General features: G+C 63.0%; 16 protein-coding genes. 9 read left to right on the top strand and 7 right to left on the bottom strand.

The features are described 5' to 3' along the window. Positions 1 to 111: 111 nt before the first annotated feature. From NKH60_RS14570 to argJ, 3 genes are read right to left on the bottom strand one after another with little or no spacing between them, the layout of a single operon-like run. Entirely contained in the window at positions 112 to 534 is a 423-nt protein-coding gene (locus NKH60_RS14570) for a (deoxy)nucleoside triphosphate pyrophosphohydrolase (protein WP_023677979.1), read from the bottom strand. Then, positions 531 to 1,310 carry a GNAT family N-acetyltransferase gene (locus NKH60_RS14565; RefSeq protein ID WP_352471332.1) on the bottom strand — a complete coding sequence of 260 codons (780 nt, stop codon included), beginning with the start codon at positions 1,308 to 1,310 and terminating at the stop codon, positions 531 to 533. Before NKH60_RS14565 ends, NKH60_RS14570 begins: the two co-directional genes overlap by 4 nt. After that, a complete protein-coding gene (gene argJ / locus NKH60_RS14560; protein WP_352831709.1) occupies positions 1,310 to 2,551 on the bottom strand; it encodes a bifunctional glutamate N-acetyltransferase/amino-acid acetyltransferase ArgJ in 1,242 nt (413 codons plus the stop codon). Before argJ ends, NKH60_RS14565 begins: the two co-directional genes overlap by 1 nt. A gap of 179 nt (positions 2,552 to 2,730) precedes the next feature. Here argJ and NKH60_RS14555 point away from each other — a divergent pair, with 179 nt between their 5' ends. Beyond that, a complete protein-coding gene (locus NKH60_RS14555) occupies positions 2,731 to 3,957 on the top strand; it encodes a caspase family protein (protein ID WP_352831707.1) in 1,227 nt (408 codons plus the stop codon). Between the two features lie 3 nt (positions 3,958 to 3,960). Here NKH60_RS14555 and NKH60_RS14550 read toward each other — a convergent pair whose 3' ends face one another. Beyond that, positions 3,961 to 4,197 (bottom strand): putative antibiotic biosynthesis monooxygenase, encoded by a 237-nt coding sequence (locus NKH60_RS14550; RefSeq protein WP_352471336.1) that lies wholly within the window; start codon positions 4,195 to 4,197, stop codon positions 3,961 to 3,963. A gap of 109 nt (positions 4,198 to 4,306) precedes the next feature. Between NKH60_RS14550 and NKH60_RS14545 the strand changes: the two genes are divergently transcribed. Next, complete coding sequence (locus tag NKH60_RS14545) at positions 4,307 to 4,963, top strand: TetR/AcrR family transcriptional regulator (protein ID WP_352821662.1); 657 nt, start codon at positions 4,307 to 4,309, stop codon at positions 4,961 to 4,963. Between the two features lie 49 nt (positions 4,964 to 5,012). Here NKH60_RS14545 and NKH60_RS14540 read toward each other — a convergent pair whose 3' ends face one another. After that, the gene (locus NKH60_RS14540) at positions 5,013 to 5,930 is read right to left on the bottom strand and encodes a peptidylprolyl isomerase (protein WP_352456658.1); all 918 of its coding nucleotides are present in this window, start codon (positions 5,928 to 5,930) and stop codon (positions 5,013 to 5,015) included. A gap of 252 nt (positions 5,931 to 6,182) precedes the next feature. Between NKH60_RS14540 and secA the strand changes: the two genes are divergently transcribed. Then, on the top strand, positions 6,183 to 8,915 hold the full coding sequence (gene secA / locus NKH60_RS14535) for a preprotein translocase subunit SecA (RefSeq protein ID WP_352617241.1): 2,733 nt from the start codon (positions 6,183 to 6,185) through the stop codon (positions 8,913 to 8,915). A gap of 162 nt (positions 8,916 to 9,077) precedes the next feature. On the opposite strand, the gene NKH60_RS14530 is transcribed toward secA, so the two are convergent. Continuing rightward, entirely contained in the window at positions 9,078 to 11,732 is a 2,655-nt protein-coding gene (locus tag NKH60_RS14530) for a helix-turn-helix transcriptional regulator (protein ID WP_352831706.1), read from the bottom strand. Between the two features lie 142 nt (positions 11,733 to 11,874). On the opposite strand from NKH60_RS14530, the gene NKH60_RS14525 reads away from it, so the two are divergent. From NKH60_RS14525 to NKH60_RS14515, 3 genes are all read left to right on the top strand, one after another. Next, positions 11,875 to 12,147: a DUF4242 domain-containing protein gene (locus NKH60_RS14525; RefSeq protein WP_023677971.1), complete on the top strand. Its 273-nt coding sequence runs from the start codon at positions 11,875 to 11,877 to the stop codon at positions 12,145 to 12,147. 67 nt (positions 12,148 to 12,214) lie between these two features. Further along, positions 12,215 to 12,436, top strand: a complete 222-nt coding sequence (locus NKH60_RS14520; protein WP_352683007.1) for a hypothetical protein — start codon at positions 12,215 to 12,217, stop codon at positions 12,434 to 12,436. 162 nt (positions 12,437 to 12,598) lie between these two features. Next, positions 12,599 to 13,099, top strand: coding sequence for a hypothetical protein (locus tag NKH60_RS14515; RefSeq protein ID WP_352831704.1), 501 nt, complete (start codon positions 12,599 to 12,601; stop codon positions 13,097 to 13,099). 145 nt (positions 13,100 to 13,244) lie between these two features. Here NKH60_RS14515 and NKH60_RS14510 read toward each other — a convergent pair whose 3' ends face one another. Further along, complete coding sequence (locus NKH60_RS14510; RefSeq protein WP_352872546.1) at positions 13,245 to 17,162, bottom strand: ATP-binding protein; 3,918 nt, start codon at positions 17,160 to 17,162, stop codon at positions 13,245 to 13,247. Between the two features lie 381 nt (positions 17,163 to 17,543). On the opposite strand from NKH60_RS14510, the gene NKH60_RS14505 reads away from it, so the two are divergent. The 3 genes from NKH60_RS14505 to NKH60_RS14495 all read left to right on the top strand — a co-directional run bounded on the left by NKH60_RS14505 (position 17,544) and on the right by NKH60_RS14495 (position 21,043). Beyond that, a complete protein-coding gene (locus tag NKH60_RS14505) occupies positions 17,544 to 18,944 on the top strand; it encodes a lipopolysaccharide biosynthesis protein (protein ID WP_352872568.1) in 1,401 nt (466 codons plus the stop codon). Then, the gene (locus NKH60_RS14500) at positions 18,944 to 20,224 is read left to right on the top strand and encodes a GNAT family N-acetyltransferase (RefSeq protein ID WP_352831697.1); all 1,281 of its coding nucleotides are present in this window, start codon (positions 18,944 to 18,946) and stop codon (positions 20,222 to 20,224) included. Before NKH60_RS14505 ends, NKH60_RS14500 begins: the two co-directional genes overlap by 1 nt. A 210-nt stretch (positions 20,225 to 20,434) precedes the next feature. Beyond that, on the top strand, positions 20,435 to 21,043 hold the full coding sequence (locus NKH60_RS14495) for a hypothetical protein (protein ID WP_352831695.1): 609 nt from the start codon (positions 20,435 to 20,437) through the stop codon (positions 21,041 to 21,043). The last annotated feature ends 224 nt before the right edge of the window (positions 21,044 to 21,267 follow it).

Genomic DNA, 21,267 nt, shown 5'->3' with positions numbered 1-21,267 from the left:
CGGTGGAATCGGCGAAACCGCCTAGCGTCAATTTTTCACGGTCAGATAAATCTTTCATTAACGCTGCTGCCGGCGCGTTGCGGCGCTGCCCGATTTACGGCAGGTCGGCGGCTACAGCAGATCGATGAGGAACTGGATCAGCGGGGCATCGGCCGGCGGCATTGGAAAATCGCGCATCTGGCGCGGCCGCACCCATTTCAGCACCTGGCCTTCCTTCGGCTGGGCAATGCCGCGGAACCGACGGCAGACGAACAGCGGCATCAGCAGGTGAAAATCATCGTAGGAATGGCTGGCGAAGGTGAGTGGCGCCAGGCAAGGGATGTCGGTTTCGATGCCGATCTCCTCGTACAATTCGCGGATCAGGCATTGTTCCGGCGTCTCACCGGGCTCGACCTTGCCGCCCGGAAACTCCCACAGGCCGGCGAGTTGCTTGCCTTCGGGCCGCTGCGCCAAAAGCACGCGCCCGTCGGCGTCGACCAGCGCGCACGCCGCGACCAGGAGCAGGCGTTTGCCGATCGTATCCAAGCCGCTCATGCGCCGGGTGGCCGGCGATAGCGATAGCGATAGACTTCGTCGAATCCGAGCGAACGGTAGAGCGCCAGCGCCGGCGCGTTGTCCGCCTCGACCTGCAGCCAGGCTTCCCGCGCCCCACGCAGCCGCGCCCATTTCAGCGCCGACCGGATGAGATGGCGGCCATGGCCCTGGTTGCGCACCGACCTGTCGGTGGCGATCTCGAACAGGCCGGCAAGGTCGCCGTCATGCACGCAGATCAACGTTGCCAGCGGTTCGCTGCCGGCCTCCAGCGCAAACAGCCCGGCCTCCGGCTGGATGGCGCCGATGATCTCCGACAGGCCCGGCCGCAGCGACACATCCGAGCCGCTCACCTTGAGCGCCGCGCCGATGAAACGGCTGATGTCCTTCAACGGAATCTGGTCCATGGCGTCGTCGAGCGCGGCGTCCGCCAGCGGCAGCCGCATGACCAGCGACTCCGCGAACGTACTCCAGCCTTCGCTGTCGAGGTACTTCGAAAGATCAGGCCCCGACAGCGGTGAGATGCGAAAGGTCAGCGGCCTGCCATAGGCGTCGAAGCGGCGGCTGGCGCGACCGATGCGCTCGGCAATGTGCTGGATGTCGCCCGGATCGAGCGGATTGACCGAGTTCAGCCGCTTGGCCGGGTGGCCGGCCGTCAGCCGCACCACCCAGGTGCCGTCATAATGGACGGCGGCCGCCGGCCAGGCGCGAAAGCCGGCCGCCTCATAGCGGCGCACGATCGCCAACACGCTTGCCGGATGTCTGGAAGCCAACGCCATCAGCTCCGATAATCGCCGTTTATTGCGACATATTCCTTGGTGAGATCGCAGGTCCACACCGTCGCCTTGCCGCGGCCGATGCCGATATCGGCGCGGATGCGGATCTCGTCGCGCTTCATATACGCCGAAGTCGCCTCCTCGGAATAGGCGGCGTCGCGCTCGCCCTGATAGGCCAGGCGGTTGTCGCCGAACCAGATCGACAGAAGGTCGCGGTCGGCCGGTTCGCCGGCCTTGCCGACAGCCATGACGACGCGGCCCCAATTGGCGTCCTCGCCGGCGACTGCCGTCTTGACCAGCGGCGAATTGGCGATCGACAGCGCGATGCGCTTGGCCGAGCGGGCCGATTTGGCTCCGGTGACGGTGACCTCGACCTGCTTGCGGGCGCCCTCGCCGTCGCGCACCACCTGTAGTGCCAGCGATTTCAGCACCTTGCCGAGGGCACGGCGGAACGCGCCGAGGCGCGCATCCTTGGGGTCGGAAATTGCCGGCGCGCCGCGCCTGGCGGCAGCACCCGTGGCGAACATCAGCAGCGTGTCGCTGGTCGAGGTGTCGCTGTCGACGGTAACCGCGTTGAAGGTCTTGGCCGTGCCGCGCGACAGGAGGTCCTGCAGCACCGGTGCTGCGATCGGCGCATCGGTGGCGATGAAGGAAAGCATCGTCGCCATGTCGGGCGCGATCATCCCGGCGCCCTTGGCGATACCGTTGATGGTGACGTCGGCATCGCCGAGCTTGACCGTCGCGGTCGCCAGTTTGGGATAGGTGTCGGTAGTCATGATCGCCTTGGCGGCTTCGGTCCACAATTCCGGCTTGCCGTCCTTGACGAGACCGGCCAGCAGATGGCTGAACTTGCCGGCGTCGAGCGGTTCGCCGATCACGCCAGTCGAGGCCAGGAACACCTCGCCCGCTGTGCAGTCGGCCGCTTTCGCCGCCACCTCGCCCGTGAGTGCCGTCGAGGCGCGGCCTTTCTGGCCGGTAAAGGCATTGGCATTGCCGGAATTGACGACCAGCACGCGTGCTTTGCCAGCCACGAGGTTCTGCCGGCAGAAATCAACTGGCGCCGACGGGCATTTCGACCTGGTGAACACGCCGGCGACGGTGGTGCCGGCGTCGAACACCATGGCCAGCAAGTCGGTGCGGTTCTTGTATTTTATGCCGGCCTCGGCGGTGGCGATGCGCACGCCCTCGATCACCGGCATCTTGGCATATTTCTTCGGCGCGAGCGGCGAAACCTGTGTGGACATGGAAGACCCCGGGCGGGAAAAATCGCGAAATGAACGCCGGTTTGCCCGATAGCACGCGCCGGCGCAAGGCGTTTCACAGCCATTACGGGTGCCGGAAGCCTGACACCGCCTCATGCAGCAAGCAGGCTGTTGCAAATTTGTTGGCGTCGCTGCGACCGATAGCGCTATGATCCTACCCCATGGGCAGGCTTGTGGTCTTGGCACTGGCGTTTCTGGGCTTTCTGCTGCTGCGCGCCGATGCGCAGACGGCGCGGCGCGTGGCGCTTGTGGTCGGCAACGGCAGCTACGCCGAAGCCGGCACGCTGGCCAATCCCGTCAACGATGCGCTCGACATCGCCGACAAGCTGCGCGCCATCGGTTTCGAGGTGATCGAAGGCAACGATCTCGGCAAGCGCGAGCTCGAACGCAAGATCGGCGAATTCTCCGATGCGCTGCAAGGCGCCGGTGCCGGGCTGTTCTACTATGCCGGCCACGGCCTGCAGGTCGACGGGCGCAACTTCATCGTGCCGGTCGACGCCCGGCTGGACATGCCGGTCAAGCTGCAGCTCGAGGCGGTGCCGATCGACGAGGTTCTCGACATCATGGAGCAGCAGACCAAGGTCAGCCTGGTCTTCCTCGATGCCTGCCGCAACAACCCGTTTGCCCGAAGTCTCAGCCGCAGCACCACGACGCGCTCGGCGACGGCTCTCGCCGGTCTTGCCCAGTTCGAGTCGACACGCGGCTCGTTCATCGCCTTCTCGACGGCGCCCGGCGCCGTCGCAATGGACGGGACGGGGCGCAACTCGCCCTTTGCGGCGGCACTTTTGCGGCATATGGCCGAGCCCGGACAGAGCATCAACGACATGATGATCGCGGTGCGCCGCGACGTCGTTTCCGCAACGCGCGAGGCGCAGCGTCCCTGGGAGCAGGGGTCGCTGCTCGAGCGTTTCGAATTCGTTCCGGGCGCAGACACTGCCCAGCAACCGAAACCGGCTGTCAGCCCGGCTCCCGCGTCGCAGGTGGCTGCGCTCGAACGCTCCGTCGGCGACAAGAGCGCCATCGAGCAGTTTCTGCGCGAGGACTATCTGGCGCCTGATGCCAAGAGAATGCGCGAAACCGTCAAGCGGCTCTACGGTGCGTCGGCCATCATCTACGGCACGCGCTACGACAGCGAGGCGATCGTCAAGGTCAAGACCGACTGGTTCGCGCAATGGGCGTCATGGTCGTTCGGTCTCGAGCCCGGCAGCCTTGAGGTGACGCCGCACGGCAAGGACCGTGCCGATGCGGTTTTCGCCATGCGCTACGACTATGTGCCGAAGGACAAATCGGCGCAGCGCCTGACCGGCAAGGCGCGGGTGACGCTGGAACTCGTGCTGGCCGATGGCGCGTGGCGCGTTGCGTCGGAAACGTCGCAAGCGCTGGAATGAACATCAGCGGACCGCTGGGTTGATGAACCCGCGAAACGCCCGCTGCACGCCCGGAATCAGTCCCCAGATCATGATCGAGACCATCAGCGGCGCGATGACCAGCGTACGCTGCCAGATTTGCCATTCCTGCGTCAGCGGAAAAACCACATACAGAATGGCAGTGATCAGCGGATACACGCCGAGCAGCACAAGCAGGGCGAAGCGCAGGCGCGAAAAGCGGGTCACGGCGGTCGAGTTCATCAAACTCTCCTTATCGTTACGGAACGTTCCGTTACATATAAAACGGATCGTTCCGTTTCGTCAAGAGTTGTATATGATGGCTGCTGAAATCGCGGGTAAGGAAGAAAAGATGGGCGAAATCACCGATCCCGGGCGCAAGTCGGCTGGCGCACGGCGCAGCCCGGAAAGCGCCGATGCCATTCTCGATGCCGCCGAGGCGGTACTGGTCGAAGCTGGCTATTCCGGCTTCTCGATCGAGGCGGTGGCGCGCCGCGCACGCGCCGGAAAACCGACGATCTATCGCTGGTGGCCAAGCAAGGCCGCCCTGCTGCTCGACGTTTATCAACGGCAAAAGCGCGTCGACAATCCCGACACCGGGAACCTTGCGGAGGATCTCGTCGGCTTCCTGAAGAGCTTGTTCGCGCATTGGCGCGACACGTCGTCGGGTAGCGTGTTCAGATCGCTGATTGCCGAGGCGCAGTCGGACGAAAAAGCCGCCGCCGCCCTCGCCGAATACGCAAGAGGGCGTCGTGTCCACACCGGCCAGATGGTCGAACGCGCCAAGGCAAGGGGAGAGGTGGCAGCCGACGTCGATGCCACTGTCGTCGCCGACCTGATTGCCTCGTTCGCCTGGACGCATCTTCTGACGAACCGCCTGGACGAGGACGAAGCAACGCTGCGCAGGGCGGTCGGCTATGTCTTGAAAGGCATAGTCGCTGACGATGCCGGCGACGCCACGGCGGTCCGGCGGCGGCGTCGACGCATCATCGCTCGCCCTACCAAATAGAAGCGACAGGGCGGCAGCGCGCCCTGTCGTAGCTCAATCTAGTCTAGCCCTATTTGGCGCTTTCCAGTGCGTCGACCGTCTTCTTCAGGTTCGCATCGGGGATGTCGACCTTGGCGTTGGCGCGCAGCGACTTGACCAGCGCGAAATACTTGTCGCGGATGACCGCCTGGCGCGCCTGGTCCTTGACCTGGTCGAACGCCGGCGGCTGCTTGGTGCGCTTGTCCTCGACCTTGATGACATGCCAGCCGAACTGCGACTGCACCGGCTGGTCGGTATATTTGCCGACCGCCAGCGCAAACACGGCCTTGTCGAATTCCGGCACCATCTGGCCAGGTCCGAACCAGCCGAGATCGCCGCCGCTGGTCTTGCCGCTCGGATCGCTGGTGTGCTCGTTGGCAAGCTTCTGGAAGTCGGCGCCGCCGTCGAGCTGCTTGATGATGGCGTCTGCCTCTTCCTTCGTCTTCACGAGGATGTGACGGGCGTGCACCTCATTGGTGGGCGGCGTGTTGGCGATTTCCTGGTCGTAGCGGGCGCGGACCTCGGCATCGGTAACCTTGTCGACGACGCCCTTCTCGACCATTTCGCCATGCAGCGCGCGCTGCTGCAGGAAGGCCATGCGGCGCTGGAAGTCGGGATCCTTGTCGAGGCCGGTGGTCACCGCCTGGGCCGCCATCACGCGGATTTCGATCGCCGCCGACAGCGCCGCGGCGCGGCGCTGCTCGGGCGGAAGCTGCGCGAATTGCTGCGACAGCTCGCCCTCGGCAAGCCCAAGGTCTGCCTCGGTCAGCGTCTGGCCGTTGATGGTGGCGACCACGGCGTTCGGATCGACCGGCTTGGCCGCCGGAGCGGGTGCTGCCGGCTGGGCAGGGGCGGCCTCCTGTGCCATCAGCGGCGACAGCGAGAGGGCCGATAGCCCGAATGCCAGACCAAGGCTGGCGAGCGACGCGCGGCGGAACAATACTGACATTACGATTATCTCCAAAGCGGGGTAGCTAGAGCGGAATGGCTTCCAGACCAGCAAGATTGTGGCGGAATTTGGCGCGGTCGACAGGGCGAGCGCGGCGTTGACATCGAATGAGCCCCCTCTTATCTGTCCAACGACTTTGCGTCCAGAACCGTTTTCCGGGCGCTTTTTGCGTTTGTCCGCGTTCACGTGGAGTTGATGGGGCCAGCCGGCGCCTGTCGCAACGACTTGGAATGCTATCGAAAGGGCCATTGGATGGTCAGTCTCGGCGGTCTCGCCCGTAAGGTTTTCGGCTCCTCCAACGATCGTCGGGTCAAATCGACCCGGCCGCGCGTCGAGGCGATCAATGCCATGGAAAACGAGATGCGGGCGCTTTCCGACGCCGAGCTTCAGGCCCGCACGGACAAATTCCGCCAGGACATCGCCAACGGCGCCAGTCTCGACGACCTCCTGGTGCCGGCCTTCGCCACCGTGCGTGAGGCCGCCCGCCGCGTGCTCGGCATGCGGCCGTTCGACGTGCAGCTGATCGGCGGCATGGTGCTGCACAATGGCGGCATCGCCGAGATGCGCACCGGCGAAGGCAAGACGCTGGTGGCGACGCTGCCGGTCTACCTCAACGCGCTCGCCGGCAATGGCGTCCATGTCGTCACCGTCAACGACTATCTGGCCACGCGCGACTCCGAATGGATGGGCCGCGTCTACAAATTCCTCGGCCTTAAGGTCGGCGTCATCGTCCACGGCCTGTCCGACGAGGAGCGCCGCGTCGCCTACGCCGCCGATGTCACCTACGCCACCAACAACGAGCTCGGCTTCGACTATCTGCGCGACAACATGAAATACGAGCGCGCCCAGATGGTGCAGCGCGGTCACAGCTACGCCATCGTCGACGAGGTCGATTCCATCCTGGTCGACGAAGCGCGCACGCCGCTGATCATTTCCGGTCCGCTCGAGGACCGTTCGGAAATGTACAACACCATCGACACCTTCATCATCCAGCTGCAGCCGCAGGACTACGAGATCGACGAGAAGCAGAAGACCTCGATCTTCACCGAGGAAGGCACCGAGAAGCTGGAGAACATGCTGCGCGATGCGGGTCTGCTCAAGGGCGAGTCGCTCTACGACGTCGAGAACGTCGCCATCGTCCACCACGTCAACAACGCGCTGAAGGCGCACCGGCTGTTCCAGCGGGACAAGGACTACATCGTACGCAACGGCGAGATCGTCATCATCGACGAGTTCACCGGCCGCATGATGCCCGGCCGCCGCTATTCGGAAGGCCTCCACCAGGCGCTCGAAGCCAAGGAGCATGTGGCGATCCAGCCGGAGAACCAGACGCTCGCCTCGGTCACCTTCCAGAACTATTTCCGCCTCTACAAGAAGCTCGCCGGCATGACCGGCACGGCGCTGACCGAGGCCGAGGAATTCGCCAACATCTACAATCTCGACGTCACCGAGATCCCGACCAACCTGCCGGTCATCCGCATTGACGAAGACGACGAGGTCTACCGGACGGTCGAGGAGAAATACAAGGCGATCGTCAAGGAAATCAAGGAAGCCCGCGCCAAGGGCCAGCCGACGCTGGTCGGCACGACTTCCATCGAGAAGTCCGAGCAGCTGGCCGAACGCCTGCGCAAGGAAGGTTTTAAGGATTTCGAGGTGCTGAACGCCCGCCACCACGAGCGCGAGGCGGCGATCGTCGCCCAGGCCGGCAAGCCCGGCGCCATCACCATTGCCACCAACATGGCCGGCCGCGGCACCGACATCCAGCTCGGCGGCAATGCCGACATGCGCATCGCCGAGGAGCTTGGCGACATGCCAGCCGGCCCCGAGCGCGAGGCCAGGGAAAAGGAAATCCGCGACGACATCGCCCGGCTGAAGGAAAAGGCCCTCGCCGCCGGCGGCCTCTACGTGCTGGCCACCGAACGCCATGAATCGCGCCGCATCGACAACCAGTTGCGCGGCCGCTCGGGCCGCCAGGGCGATCCCGGCCGGTCGAAATTCTTCCTGTCGCTGCAGGACGACCTGATGCGCATCTTCGGTTCCGAGCGCATGGACGGCATGCTGCAGAAGCTCGGCCTCAAGGAAGACGAGGCGATCATCCATCCGTGGATCAACAAGGCGCTGGAAAAGGCGCAGAAGAAGGTCGAGGCGCGCAACTTCGACATCCGCAAGAACCTCTTGAAATACGATGACGTCTCGAACGACCAGCGCAAGGTGGTGTTCGAGCAGCGCATCGAGCTGATGGACGGCGAGGGCCTGTCCGAGACCATCACCGAGATGCGCGAAGGCGTCATCGAGGAGATCGTCGCCAAGAACATTCCCGAAAATGCCTATGCCGAGCAGTGGAACGTCGCCGGCCTCAAGGCCGAGATCGCCGAATTCCTCAACCTCGATTTGCCGGTCGAGGACTGGGTCAAGGAAGAGGGCATCGCCGAGGACGACATCCGCGAGCGCGTCAGCCAGGCAGCCGAGGCCGCCGCCAAGGAGCGCGCCGAGCGTTTCGGCCCCGACGTGATGACCTATGTCGAGCGCTCGGTGGTGCTGCAGACGCTCGACCATCTGTGGCGCGAGCACATCGTCAATCTCGACCATCTGCGCTCGGTCGTCGGCTTCCGCGGCTATGCGCAGCGCGATCCGCTGCAGGAGTACAAGGGCGAAGCGTTCGAGCTGTTCCAGGCGATGCTGGGCAATCTGCGCCAGGCCGTCACCGCGCAATTGATGCGCGTCGAACTGGTCCGCCAGGCGGCGGAAGCGCCGCCGCCCGAGGCCCCCGACATGTTCGGCAGCCACATCGACGGCTTCACCGGCGAGGACGATTTCGAAGGCGGCGAGACGGCCGTGCTGGTCCGCCAGGAGACCAACGCCATCGTCGCCCCCGAAGACCGTGACCCGAAGAACCCGGCGACCTGGGGCAAGGTCGGCCGCAACGAGGCTTGCCCGTGCGGGTCAGGGAAAAAATACAAGCATTGTCATGGGGCGTTTGCGTAAGGCACTGCTTTCCTTCGCCCCGTTCACGGGGAGAAGGTGCCCGAAGGGCGGATGAGGGGCAGCGCCGGCGCTTGCGACTAGCCGATCTCCCCACCTGAGGGGGAGATGGCCGGCAGGCCAGAGGGGGGGCGCTGTCCCGCCGGCCTTTGATTTATTCGCTTCTCAAATCAACCCCGAATCGCGCGCCGCGGCGGTGGCTTCGCCGCGCGAAACCGCGTCCAGCTTGCCCAGAACCGCCGAGACGTGGTGATCGACCGTCTTCGGCGAGATGGTCAGCTGCTCGGCGATCCGCTTGTTGGAGAAGCCGCGCTCGATCAGTTGCAGCACCTCCATCTGGCGCTGGGTCAGGCCGGCGCGATTGGCGCGCGTAGTTCGGCGCGGCCCCCTTGCGATGCCGTTGACGCCGTTGCGGCGCATGATATCGCGCAGGTGAAGGGCGACGGGCCGGGCGCCGAGGCTTTCGAAAATCTCCAGCGCCAGACGCTGCGCGGTCTCGTTACCCTGCGCCAGCGCAAGCCCGCGTTCGTAGGGCGCGTTTATCTCGGCCCATAGTTCTGCCGCCGCCCGCCAGTCGCCGGCGAGCAGCAGCCGGTAGGGCGCAGCCATGCCGATGGTGTCGCCTGGATCCATGTCCGGCGCCAGCTTCTGCCGCCACGTCGCCAGCTCGCCGAAACCCGCCCGCGTCGTCGACAAGCTCTCAGCCAGTGCGATCAGGCCGAGCGCCTCATCCTTGTCAGCCTGGCCGAGCCACGCCCGTTCGGCCATCAGCGCCGCATAGGGCGCCAGCCGCTGCAATTCCAATCCCTTGTCCAGGAACTGCGTCATTTCGGCAAAAAGCGGCTCGGCGGACGGGTCGCCGCGCCGTATCCGCAGCTTTGCCAGGGCGACCACGGCGGGATAGCGGACCAGCATCGTCGCCTGGTCGTTGGCGATCACCTCGAGTGCCTCGCCGGCAGCCTCTTCCCATTGCCCCTGGCGCAGCAGCAACTGGGCCAGCACGCCGCGCATATAGTCGCGCCAGGTGACGAGATCGTTTTCGACGCAATAGTTGATGCCGCGATCGAGGAACGACCGCGCCTCAGCGAAGCCGAGCTGGTTCATCTCGCTGCAGGCGCTGTTGGTGAAGGCGCGCGCCGCATGTTCCTGAAAATTCTGCTCCAGCGCGATCTCCAGGCTGCGAGCAAGGTGCAGCCGTCCGTTTGCCAGATCCAGCCACTGCTCGGCGCTGCCGACATTGTTGAGCGCGTGGCAGACGATGTCGGGCCGGTTCAGTTGTTCGGCGAGCGCAATCGCCTTGTTGCCGAGCCGCAGCGTGTCGTCGAGCCTTTCGGCCAGCATCGCCAGTTGCGAGAGGTTGGAATAGGCCATGGCGAGCTCCGGCCCGGCCGGCGCGGTCTCCAGCAGCTGAACCGCCTGCTCGCCAAGGGCATCGGCAGCCATGCGGTCGCCAAGCAGGTAAGCAAGGCGCGACAGCCACCTGAGGCAATCCCCTTCCTTCGCCGTGTTCCCCTGGGCCTGATGCAGCCGGCGCGCCTGGTCCTGCGCGGCGATGGCCTCGTCGATCTTGCCGATGAGGTGGCACTCGAAGGCATATTTCTCATGGAGCGCCGTGCGCTCCTCCACCGGCAGGCCGTCGGCCTGCCGCAACACGGCTTCATAGAAGCCGGCCGCATCGCGATGGGCGCCGACGCGGGAGGCCTCGCGCGCCGCAACCGGGGCCAGCTCGCGCACTGCCTGCAGATTGTGCGCCTCCACCGCGTGATGCACCAGGCGGCCGGTGGAAACCTCACTGTTTTCGAGCAGGGCGGCCAGGGCGCGCTGGTTGAACTGCCGCCGGTGGCTCGTCGTCAGCATCGCCTCGATGGCGCGGCGGGCGATCTCGTGCCGGAACGCATAGCCATCGCCCAGATCCTCCAGCAAGCCGTTGGCGACGCATTCGGCAAGCTGGCCGGCGCTGGCGACGCCGCATAGGCCCCGCAACGCCCAGGCATCGGCCCGCCGCGGGAACACCGACACCGCGTCGAGCATCGCGCGGGCGCCGGCCGACAGGCGCTCGGCGCGCGCCAGAACCGCGTCGCGCACGCTTGCCGGCAGCGCCGTTTTTTCCTCGCATCCGCTGCACAACAGTTCGGTGACGAAAAAGGCGTTGCCCGCCGTCGCCCGGTAGATGGCGTCGCCATCACGCCCCGCCGCCTCGGCCAGCGACAGCACCGCCGACTCGCTGAGCAGCGGCACGTCGATGCGCGCGACGCTGCCTGCCGGTATCTCGCCGAGCGCGCGGCGCACCCGCATCTGTCCCTCGCTGCGATCGGTGCGCGCCGTCAGCAGCAGCAAGAGATGCCTGTTGGCAATGCGCCGGCCGAGAAAGCGGACGAAATCGAGCGTCGCATCATCGGCCCAGTGCAAGTCCTCGATCACCAGCAGGGTCGGCTGCGCCTTTGTCTCGAAGATGTCGAGCGCATCCGAAAACAGCGGCAGCCTCTGTCCCTGCCGATGATCGATCGCCTGCGGCAGCGCCCATTGCGCGTCCCGCGCCAGATCGTAAAGCGGCCCGAGCGGATCGGGTATCGACAGATCCTCGCAGGCGCTGCGGAATATGCGCGTGGCTTGCGCAGTCCGGTCGATGAAGGCCTCGACAAGCGCGGTCTTGCCGGCCCCGGCCTCGCCAGCAAGCACCGCGACGCAGCCACGGCCGCGCCCGGCATCGGCCAGCAGCCCGTCGAGTCGCTCCAGCTGTTTCTGCCGTTCCAGAAGCATCATTCGCTCACGCAGATCGAGTTCGCCGAAAAGGCGGACCCGCGATGGACCCGCCAACATATCCCCCGCTCATAACGCTGCCAACATAGGGAATCGTCCCGCCAAAAATGGGGAAAGGCTCCGATGTGCGCTCTTGCCGGGCGTGATCAATGTCGAGCCGCGCTCAAACCGGGCGTGACCCACTGGAGAAAGGAAGGCTTCCATGCCTCGCTATCTGATTGAACGCACATTCCCGGACGGCCTCAACGTGCCGATGAACGAAGCCGGCGCCGACGCGCTGGGCGGTGTCGTCATGCGCAATGCCGAAAAGGGCGTTACCTGGCTGCAGTCCTACGTGTCGCCGGACAAGAAGCGCAGCTTCTGCATCTACGACGCGCCCTCGCCCGAGGCGATCCGCAGCACCGCCCAGAAGAATTCGCTGCCTGTCGACAAGATCACGGAGGTGCGGGTTCTTGACCCCTACTTTTACCGTTGATGGCAGGCAAACCCCAAGTGGCGGACAAAAGGATGAGTATCAAACTGCCATTCGCGGCAATTGCGACATGCCTGATGGCATGCCGGTCGGCGAACCGGCGCCTGTCGTGGGAAACCCCGGCGGTTCCCTGCTTGGCCGTCTATGGCGGATCGCGGCGGCGCTGCCTTCGCGTCTGCTGGGCAGGCGGCGCCGGCTGCCCCCGCAAGACGATTATCTGAGGCAGGACATCGGACTGCCCGAACGCGAGCAGCGGCGCGAATACTGGGAATATTATTGGTGGGACTATTAGTACGCCGCGCCGTTTGGACGGGCTGAGACAAGCCGTGCAACCGGCCGCATCATTGCGGCCGACATGAAAACAGGACGAGCGACCTGTTTCGCAAAGTTCCAACGGACGCCGCAGCGTTGAGCAGACCCGATCGGTGCGCGTCCTCAAACAACCGGAGAGAACATGAACATCAATCTTTGCACCGGGCGCCTTGCCGCCCTGGCCATCCTGTCGATCGCCGCCACCGCTGCCCAGGCAAAGGACGGCAATCCGCTGGCCGACAAGGTACGCGCCGCCAACAGCCGCTTCGAGAATGTGGCGGCGGCGACCGCTGAGGGCTACGCGCCAATCCCCTGCGCCAGCGGCATCACCGGCGGCGCCATGGGCATCCATTACGTCAATCCCGGCTACCTCAAGGACGACGCTGTCGATGTCGCCAAGCCGGAAGCGGTGATGTACGAGCCGATGGCCGACGGCACGCTAAAACTGATCGCGGTCGAATACATCACCTCGAAAGGCCCGGCCTCGCTCGATGGACATCTGTTCAACTTCAACAGCGCGCCCAATCGCTATGGCCTCGGTCCGTTCTACGAGCTGCATGTCTGGGCCTGGAAGGGCAACCCGACCGGCGCCTTCGCCGACATGAACCCGAATGTTTCATGTGATGCGATGAAGGGGACGTAGGCGGGGCTCTTCCTTCTCCCCGTTCTACGGGGAGAAGGTGCCCGACGGGCGGATGACGGGCAGCACCGGCGTTGGCCAATCTCCCCACCTGAGGGGGGCGGCTGGCCGGAGGGTTTTTTGGCCAAGCGGATCTCACGCACCAGCTTCAACCGTTATAGATCACACCGATTATTCGGCGCACGTGTTGCACTTGTGGGACGCCAGGTTGCGCCTTTCCTACAGATAGGACTTCCGATGAACCAAGACCGCCTATGCTCTCGAATTGACGCAGATGAGCGAGATTTCCGGGGAGAGCGGACCCTATCCGCTTGAATATACCGGCTCCGCTATCGAGAGCCAGCGCAACCAACGTTCCCTCATGGTGCCCAATTTCGGCAAGACTGATTGAAGGCCCTCCGAGCACTATCTGCTTTGGAAGAGCAAGCGGCACAGCGCTCTCATCTACAACGCGAAACCCGACCTCAACGCGAGCCAGAACTTTAGATGCATCAACGAGAACGGCCTCATCCTGCCCTTGATCTACTTTGATGTCGTGATCGAACAAAACACCCGCAACCTGATGGACGGAAACTTCTGCTTCAGGAAAAAATACTGTGTAAGGACTTCTTGCGCTAGGATCCGGAACTTCCGCTGTTAACCCAATAAAGTCCGAGCCCTTCGAGCGAAGGAACCGGCGCGCGAAGATCGACTGACCGTGACGCGCGATGACGAGACGGCGGTCGAGGACCGGACCGGGCTGCGCTTCGACAATTGCTAGAGATCCTTGGGGAGCCGCAAAGCCAAAATTATGGCGACGTAGATAGAATACAGCCTTTCCAACCAATAGCTTAGGATCGAACGGTTCTGTGGCCTCTTGCGAACCCATGGCGGGAGAGTGTTGGGTAAATGCCGCAAGATCAGGGTAGACTATCAGGTTAAGTGACGGCGGCGTCATCGGATCTAAGGCCGGCGGCACGTCAACTGCCCCAGTGGGGGTTGGTGAAATGGCCGCGCGGCGCTTCCATCGATCGCATTCCTCGTACATTCGCCCGGTAAGCACAACGAGTTGCCCAAGATCATCGGCACATTGCGCAACCTCCCCCGGACGAATTTCCTGACGATTCCCATGATGCGCTTTGTTCATCAATTGCAGCACGAGCGAGCCTTCGGCCAACGCTGGGTGCGAGATGAAGTCTGAAAACACCTGCATCGCAAACATCCCTTGCGGACCGGCTTTTATGCAAGATCGCAGGCGATCTGCAAAGGTTCTCAATGTTGGATCGGGATTTGCTTTTGCCCAAACCAAATGAGCGGGATCATCGAACACATCACCCAACGCTGCTTCAAAGAAAACTCTGCAACCGTCCGCATAAGATCGAGCAGGCTCTTCAGCATTTCGGTCTCTATCATACAATTCCTTGCGAGCCTCGATCTCTGCCTGATGGGGTGTTGTTCTAACTACAGGTTGGTTCAGCGTAGCCGGATGAACGGCAAGGTGTTCCACAGCGGGACGAACCGGCAGCCGGGCAACCACGCCGGCAAAGCGCCTATCGTAAGACGTAACAATTAGCTGTGCGCCTAGCTCGATAAGGGTTCCAAAGGAGTTGGCTAGCTGTTGCCGATTTTCATCATCGAGCAATTCCTGCGGATCATCGAGCAAAAGGGTCTTAAGACCCCCACGGGTTTTCAGCACATGCTCCCAAAAGGCAAAGAAGAAACCAACCAAACTAGCCCGCAGCGCCGACGCATTTGTCACGTGCTGTGCAGGCGCAGACACACCACCTGCACGAACAACAAGATCGAGTTTGCCCTTCCGTCCCATAGAAGCGTCGACCAACTCGTGTGCGGTGCTGGGGAACGTGCTGACATAAATTCGCGACCGCCATAGCGCTGCTTCGGTGCGGAGGGTCTTACGCAGTTGATCGACTTGCCGATCCGCCAACTCGCCTAACTTTGAAAGATTTACGAGCGCGGTGCCCGCGGTTTCGTACTCGGCGATCCGTTTTTCGGCAGCACGCCGAAGTTTGATTTCATCTTTCAAACGAGTGCACTTTGCTAGGGCCTTGGTAATTGGCTCCGCGCCTTTCACAGTGACATCAAGCTCTAAGAGCTTGCCCATGAGTGTGACCTTTTCTGGAAGCTCACCCGTTTTGCGCCTACGACCAACGACGTTTTCAAAGACTTGACGTGCGAAGACCTCGTTTTCTTGTCGCCATCGGGCAAAACGCAATGCCAAGTCGAGACGCTTCAATCCCTCCGTGAGGGCCGCACAAGTCGCAGGAAGCGAGATCGGGGTAGCGGCAGGGAGGTCGGGGCTCTGTTTGACGACTTCGTCAAAGGCTTTGGCCGTCTCACTTTTGAGAGCGACCAATTCGCCTCCGAACGCGTCAAGAGCGAAAAGTTCATCGACCAGAGCCTTGCGTATGAGGTCGATGGGATGAGTCGGCAGATCGCGTTTGAGTTCAGCTTGCAATGCTTCGGGTAGAACGCTGTTAAGTTCACCTAGAGCGATCTGTGACCAGCGATTTAGGGTTTGGGCAATCAGCGAGGCGTCCAGGCTAGCCTCGTGAATATGCGTCTTTACAAGCCGGCCACTGACGGGGTCCTGGGCTTCGACCAGAGAGCCGCCACACACAACGCACTGATCTTCAGTGCGAACAGCGTCGGGATGTTCTTCGATCCAAGTAGCCACATGAGCGTAAAGGCGCGAACGAGCCGCAGACGATGGATCTCGCGCCAAAGCGTCGAGTAACTTTGCCTCACGTACTATCTCGGCAATTTTGGTCTCGGCGGTGCTTAGCTGCTCCGACGAGAGTTCGCGAAAACCCCGCAACCTTGCCATCGAGGGAAGTCGTTGGGGCTGACCTACTTCGTTGAGTGCGGGCGCAATCGAAGTCTCAAGATCGGCGCTCCGTTTGGGGTCAACGGGATCGAACCCTTCACCAAGGATATCGCGAACGGACTCATAGGCTGTCGCCTTTGTGGCTTCAAAATACCCGGTGATTTCGTCAAGGGTTTCTTCAGCAGTCGCATCACTAGAAGGTTCCGGCATCGCCTTTGGCGGCACGAGCGCCGGATAGGGCTTTAGCTCCGCAGTAAAGTCGTCCCGCGCAGTTCTGTAAATCCGATCAATTCCCTCCAGTTCCTTAGTTTTGGCCTTAATAAACTCCTTTATCTTGTTCTTGGCGCGCAGAGCGTGCCCGGCGAGGTCTACCAGCGCCGATAGGCCCGTTAACTCGGCGACGGCCCGGCCTAGTTCGGATTCACTTCCAACTTTGATGAGTGGGAGAAGGCCTGGCATAACTGTCCCGATCCGCACGGCTATCGGATCAATGGCGAGGCCAGCTAGCTCCGGCGGAATCTCCTCAAGGACACCTCGCGCGGTTCGCCTCTGAATGCGGCGGACAGGGGGCAATATTTCCCCTTCTTCGTCAGCAAAGGTCAACTCAACCCATGTGTCAGCTGGAACCCACCCCTGATCAGGCCGAAATTGAGAAACATCTGGCATGGGGGTAACTGGGGAGAGCCGGTGCGCCGTTTCACCGTCCTCTCCATCTGCATTTGCTATCCAGCAATCGAAGTCTACATCCGCCCTTTCTGGCTCGCGCTGTGGGCGAAGGATCTCACCTGTTAGACCCCAAATAATGGCATTTGCTAGCGAGGTCTTTCCGGAGCCGTTGCGGCCCTCGAACAGGGTCACCGGCGCTGTAAATTCATGAACATAGTTTTGCGGAGGCGCGCCAGGAGTTCCAAATTTGTGAAGCCCCGCAAACCTATGAGCTTCGAGCTTTACCAACGTCAGACGCCTATTGTTGGTATTAGCCGCGCGCGCCGGAATTGCCGCCACTTCTGGCGGCTCAGCGAGAATTGCATCCACCAATTGTTCAGCGTGCGCAGCACTTACGTTGGCTATCCAATTTGCCGCGCCTCGCGTCCGGTACCATTGTAGAGCGCTGCGTGCCCGGTTATCGGCCAACGCAAATAATACGTCACCGTCAATAGCAACCGCCCGATCACTAACCAGATCTGTCAACAGAGACTCTAGGGTATGGAGGTGGAGCAGTTGCGGCGTAAATTCAATCATTTCCCCGCCAAATATTTTTTCGCGAATGTTGTTCGATCTAGACATCTGGCAGTCGGGTGAACTAAGCGGATGAGCTCAACTGATTTTTTCAGAAAAACGTCGCACAATCCAAAATTGGGCAATGAACTTTGTCCCCTAAAGCAAAATTTGTCTATACCTTTGCGACTCCCTACCTTCGTTAGTAAGCTTTATTTTGAGAACGTCTGCAACAACGGTAGGGCAAGGCAAATTTTCGAAAGCCAGCGCCGCCCCTCATCCGCCTGCCGGCACCTTCTCCCCGTATAGAGACGGGGCGAAGGGAACTCCCCACCCAACCGTTTCTTAATGTGTCTCCGCTACACCCAACCCCTGTAAATTGGCGGAAAACGGAGTGTGATCGGGGTGCGCTTTTCCGCGGCGACGACAGCCGGGCGGTTCCTGCCGCAGCGCCTTGCGCTGCGCATCAGGCCGCTGCTTGGCCTGATCGATGCCGTCCTGTTCAGCGCCGGCGCGCGCGGCGAGGCCGGCCGCATGTCGCTGATCGCCTTTTCGGTCCGCATCGTCAGCGCCGTCATCGCCTTCGTCAGCCAGGTCCTGATGGCGCGCTGGATGGGCTCGTTCGAATACGGCATTTTCGTCCTCGTGTGGGTGACGATGGTCATCGTCGGCAATCTCGCCTGCCTCGGCTTCCACACCTCGATCATCCGCTTCATTCCCGAATATCGCGAGCGCGGCATGATGGCCGAACTGCGCGGCATCGTGCGGGCCAGCCGGCTGTTCGTGCTGATTGCCTCCACCGTGATCGCCGGCCTCGGCGCGCTCGGCGTCTGGCTGCTGTCGGCCTATATCGAAAACTACTATGTCGTGCCGTTCATCCTCGGCATCATCTGCCTGCCGATGATCGCCATGTCCGACCTGCTGCAAGGGCTGGCGCGGGCCAATTCCTGGGCGCTGTTTGCGCTGTCGCCGACATTCCTGGTGCGGCCGCTGCTGATCCTGGCGTTCATGGCGCTGATGCTCCTGGCGGGCTATGCGCCCGACGCCAGAACGGCGATCTTCGCCGCGATCACCGCCACCTATGCCACCACGCTCGGCCAGCTTATCGGCGTGACGTCGCGCATCGACAAAAGGATCCCGGCCGGACCGATGAAATTGCATTTCGGCCAATGGTTCATCGTCTCGCTGCCGATCTTCCTGGTCGAGAGCTTCTTCTTCCTGCTCACCAACGCCGACGTGCTGATGGTCGGCGCCTATCTCGATCCCAACGACGTCGCCGTCTATTTCGCCACGGTCAAGACGCTGGCACTGGTGCATTTCGTCTATTTCGCCGTCAAGGCCGGCGTTGCCCAGCGCTATGCCCAGTTCACCCATGGCGAGCCGCAAAAGCTCGCCGCCTTTGCCCGCGAAACCGTGTCGTGGACCTTCTGGCCGTCGCTGGTCATGGCGCTGCTGGTGCTGGCCCTGGGCGAGCCGATGCTGACCCTGTTCGGCCCCGAATTTTCCGCCGGTTATCCGCTGCTGTTCCTGCTGGTGTTCGGCGTCGTCGCGCGGGCCGCCGTCGGCCCTTGCGAAAGCCTGCTCACCATGAGCGGCAACCAGAATATCTGTGCCGCCGTCTATGCCATGACGCTGGCCTTCAACATCGCGCTTAGCGTCGTGCTGATCCCGCTCTTCGGCCTGTGGGGCGCGGCGATGGCCACCGTCTTCGCCATGATCTTCGAGGCCGGCGCGCTGTCCTTTACGGTCTGGCGCAAGCTCGGCATCGCCATGGTCATTTTCGTTCCCGCCAAAGGAGCCGCCTGATGGCTGCCGTCCCCTTGCTCGAGGAAACCAGCGGCGGCCCGGCCGGCGCCATGGTGTCCGGCCTTGCCGGGCTTGCCCGCGAAGCCGATCCCGCCCATGTCGAGATCCTCGCCAACAACCGGCCCGAGCGCAAGCTTGCCATCTATCCGGCCTCCGCCGGCTTCGACCTGGTCGAGGAGCTCGACTATCTCTGTACCCGCACGATCGAGCCCAACGTCTTCTTCAATCCGCGCTTCCTGGCGCCGGCCATGCCCAGGCTCGAGGACCGTGAGGTGCGGCTGGCCGTCATCCGCGACGGCGACCAGTATCGCAACCGGCTGCGCCTGCTGGTGCCGTTCTCGGTCGAGCGGCCGGCGGTGCCGCTCGGAGTTCCCGTCATGCGCACCTGGTCGAGCCCGTTCGGCCCGATCGGCACGCCGCTGGTCGACCGCGACGATCCGATCGGCGTGATCGAGGATTTCTTCTCGATGCTGTCCAGGCCGCATCTCAAACTGCCGAAAGTCTTCGTGCTGCCCGACATAAGGCTGGATGGCCCGGTGGCGAGCCTGCTCGCCAGCGTCGCCGAAACGCGCGGCCTGACGCTGGTCACCACCGGCAAGGCCGAGCGCCCGGTGCTCGAAAGCGAGCTCAATGGCGAGGAATATCTGAAAGCTTCGCTGCGCGCGCACCATTATCGCGAGTTCCGCCGCCTGAAGCGCCGCCTTGCCGACCTCGGCCGGCTGGAGCATGTCGTGGCGCGCGGGCCGGACGAGATCCGCCATGCCATCGAGAATTTCCTGACACTGGAGGCCGCCGGCTGGAAAGGCCGCGAGCGCACCGCCATGGCCATCGACCGCTACCGCGCCGCCTTCGCCCGCGAAGCGGTGCACCGGCTGGCCGAACAGGATCTTTGCCGCATCCATTCGCTGACGCTCGACGGCCGCACCATCGCCTGCCTGGTCGTCTTCGTCGAGGCCGGCGTCGCCTACACCTGGAAGACCGCCTATGACGAGACGCTCGCTGCCTATTCGCCGGGCACGCTGCTGATGATCGAGGTGACCAGGCAGCATCTCGACGACCCCAACATCATGATGACCGATTCCTGCGCGGTGCCCGACCATCCGGTGATGAGCCGGCTGTGGAGCGAACGCAAGCCGATGGGCACGCTGGTGATCGGGCTGACGCCGGACGCCGACCGCCCCGCCCGCCAGGCGGCGTCGCAGCTTCACCTCTACCGCGAAACCCGCAACATGGCGCGCCTGCTGCGCAACCGGATGAGGAGCCTGCTGCGCCGGCGCTAGTGCATGGGGTCCAAAGTGGGCCCGACCGTCCGTCTCCGCACCGTCGGCTCTCTCGGGCCTAGGTCGTCAGGGTTAATTCTCCCGATCAGCGGAAAGGATTAGCATCGACGCAGTCCCAACCGGGATGAGGCGATCAATTACGGCCGCGCGTCCAGCATCACTGCCGCCTCGGTCCTGCACGGCCAGAAGAAAAAAATCTGGGAGGAATGCATGATGAAAACAACTCACCTCAGGCGTGTCGGTATCCTCACCTTGGCAGGTCTCGTTGGCGCGTGTCTGAACGCCGCCACGCCTCGGGCGGCCGAACCCGACAAAGCCGAGATCGATGCCCTGCGTAAATCGCTGTCCAGGTATGAAGACTACAAGGTTGCCATTCGCGAGCTTTATCTATCGACGGTAGGATGCGTCTTCTACAGCGGTGAAAAGGTAGAGGGGGCGATGGACTACCCGAAGGGCGCGATGGGCATCCATTTCGTCAACGTCACGACTGTCGGCCCGACCGCGGATCCGACGCGCCCCAATGTGCTGATCTATGAGCCGGTCGGCGGCGAATTGCGCCTGGTCGGCGCGGAATGGCTCGTGCCCTTGACGCCCGACACCAAGGAGCCGCCGAAGCTCTTCGGCCAGACATTCCAGGGGCCGATGGAGGGGCATTATCCGCTCATCCCGAAGGAGTTCCACCACTACGACCTTCACGCCTGGCTGTTCAAGGACAACCCGCTCGGAATGTTCAGCCCGACGAACCCGGACGTGAAATGCGACAATTATGCGTTCCCGATGCCGGAGCAGCCCACCAAGATGGTGCCGGGGCCGATGTGAGCGACCTCGTTACCGCCTGAGGCTGTCGGAGGGACCGGCCGCGGCCTCAATAGCAGTTATCCCAGGAGGGCTCCTGGGATAACGCCAGCCGAGCTCGCTTGAGCGGCCGGATATGGCCTATCCTAACTTTATCCGGCGGTTAGCCAGGACGCTCGTTGCTCTCGGTCGATTCCCGAAAGCCATGTCATTGGACCTGGCCGCAGCCTCGCTCCGATCGCCGTCGC

Origin of the sequence: Mesorhizobium sp. M1006, assembly GCF_040318825.1 — a bacterium.
Taxonomy (GTDB): Bacteria; Pseudomonadota; Alphaproteobacteria; order Rhizobiales; family Rhizobiaceae; genus Mesorhizobium.
The sequence above is the reverse complement of the archived record's forward strand: the minus strand, read 5'-3'. Positions and strand labels throughout refer to the sequence as shown.

Excerpts from the sequence above, each read along its gene's own strand:
- NKH60_RS14570 (WP_023677979.1), bottom strand. The coding sequence starts at position 534 with ATGAGCGGCTTGGATACGATCGGCAAACGCCTGCTCCTGGTCGCGGCG.
- NKH60_RS14565 (WP_352471332.1), bottom strand. The coding sequence starts at position 1,310 with ATGGCGTTGGCTTCCAGACATCCGGCAAGCGTGTTGGCGATCGTGCGC.
- argJ (WP_352831709.1), bottom strand. The coding sequence starts at position 2,551 with ATGTCCACACAGGTTTCGCCGCTCGCGCCGAAGAAATATGCCAAGATG.
- NKH60_RS14555 (WP_352831707.1), top strand. The coding sequence starts at position 2,731 with ATGGGCAGGCTTGTGGTCTTGGCACTGGCGTTTCTGGGCTTTCTGCTG.
- NKH60_RS14550 (WP_352471336.1), bottom strand. The coding sequence starts at position 4,197 with ATGAACTCGACCGCCGTGACCCGCTTTTCGCGCCTGCGCTTCGCCCTG.
- NKH60_RS14545 (WP_352821662.1), top strand. The coding sequence starts at position 4,307 with ATGGGCGAAATCACCGATCCCGGGCGCAAGTCGGCTGGCGCACGGCGC.
- NKH60_RS14540 (WP_352456658.1), bottom strand. The coding sequence starts at position 5,930 with ATGTCAGTATTGTTCCGCCGCGCGTCGCTCGCCAGCCTTGGTCTGGCA.
- secA (WP_352617241.1), top strand. The coding sequence starts at position 6,183 with ATGGTCAGTCTCGGCGGTCTCGCCCGTAAGGTTTTCGGCTCCTCCAAC.
- NKH60_RS14530 (WP_352831706.1), bottom strand. The coding sequence starts at position 11,732 with ATGTTGGCGGGTCCATCGCGGGTCCGCCTTTTCGGCGAACTCGATCTG.
- NKH60_RS14525 (WP_023677971.1), top strand. The coding sequence starts at position 11,875 with ATGCCTCGCTATCTGATTGAACGCACATTCCCGGACGGCCTCAACGTG.
- NKH60_RS14520 (WP_352683007.1), top strand. The coding sequence starts at position 12,215 with ATGCCTGATGGCATGCCGGTCGGCGAACCGGCGCCTGTCGTGGGAAAC.
- NKH60_RS14515 (WP_352831704.1), top strand. The coding sequence starts at position 12,599 with ATGAACATCAATCTTTGCACCGGGCGCCTTGCCGCCCTGGCCATCCTG.
- NKH60_RS14510 (WP_352872546.1), bottom strand. The coding sequence starts at position 17,162 with ATGATTGAATTTACGCCGCAACTGCTCCACCTCCATACCCTAGAGTCT.
- NKH60_RS14500 (WP_352831697.1), top strand. The coding sequence starts at position 18,944 with ATGGCTGCCGTCCCCTTGCTCGAGGAAACCAGCGGCGGCCCGGCCGGC.
- NKH60_RS14495 (WP_352831695.1), top strand. The coding sequence starts at position 20,435 with ATGATGAAAACAACTCACCTCAGGCGTGTCGGTATCCTCACCTTGGCA.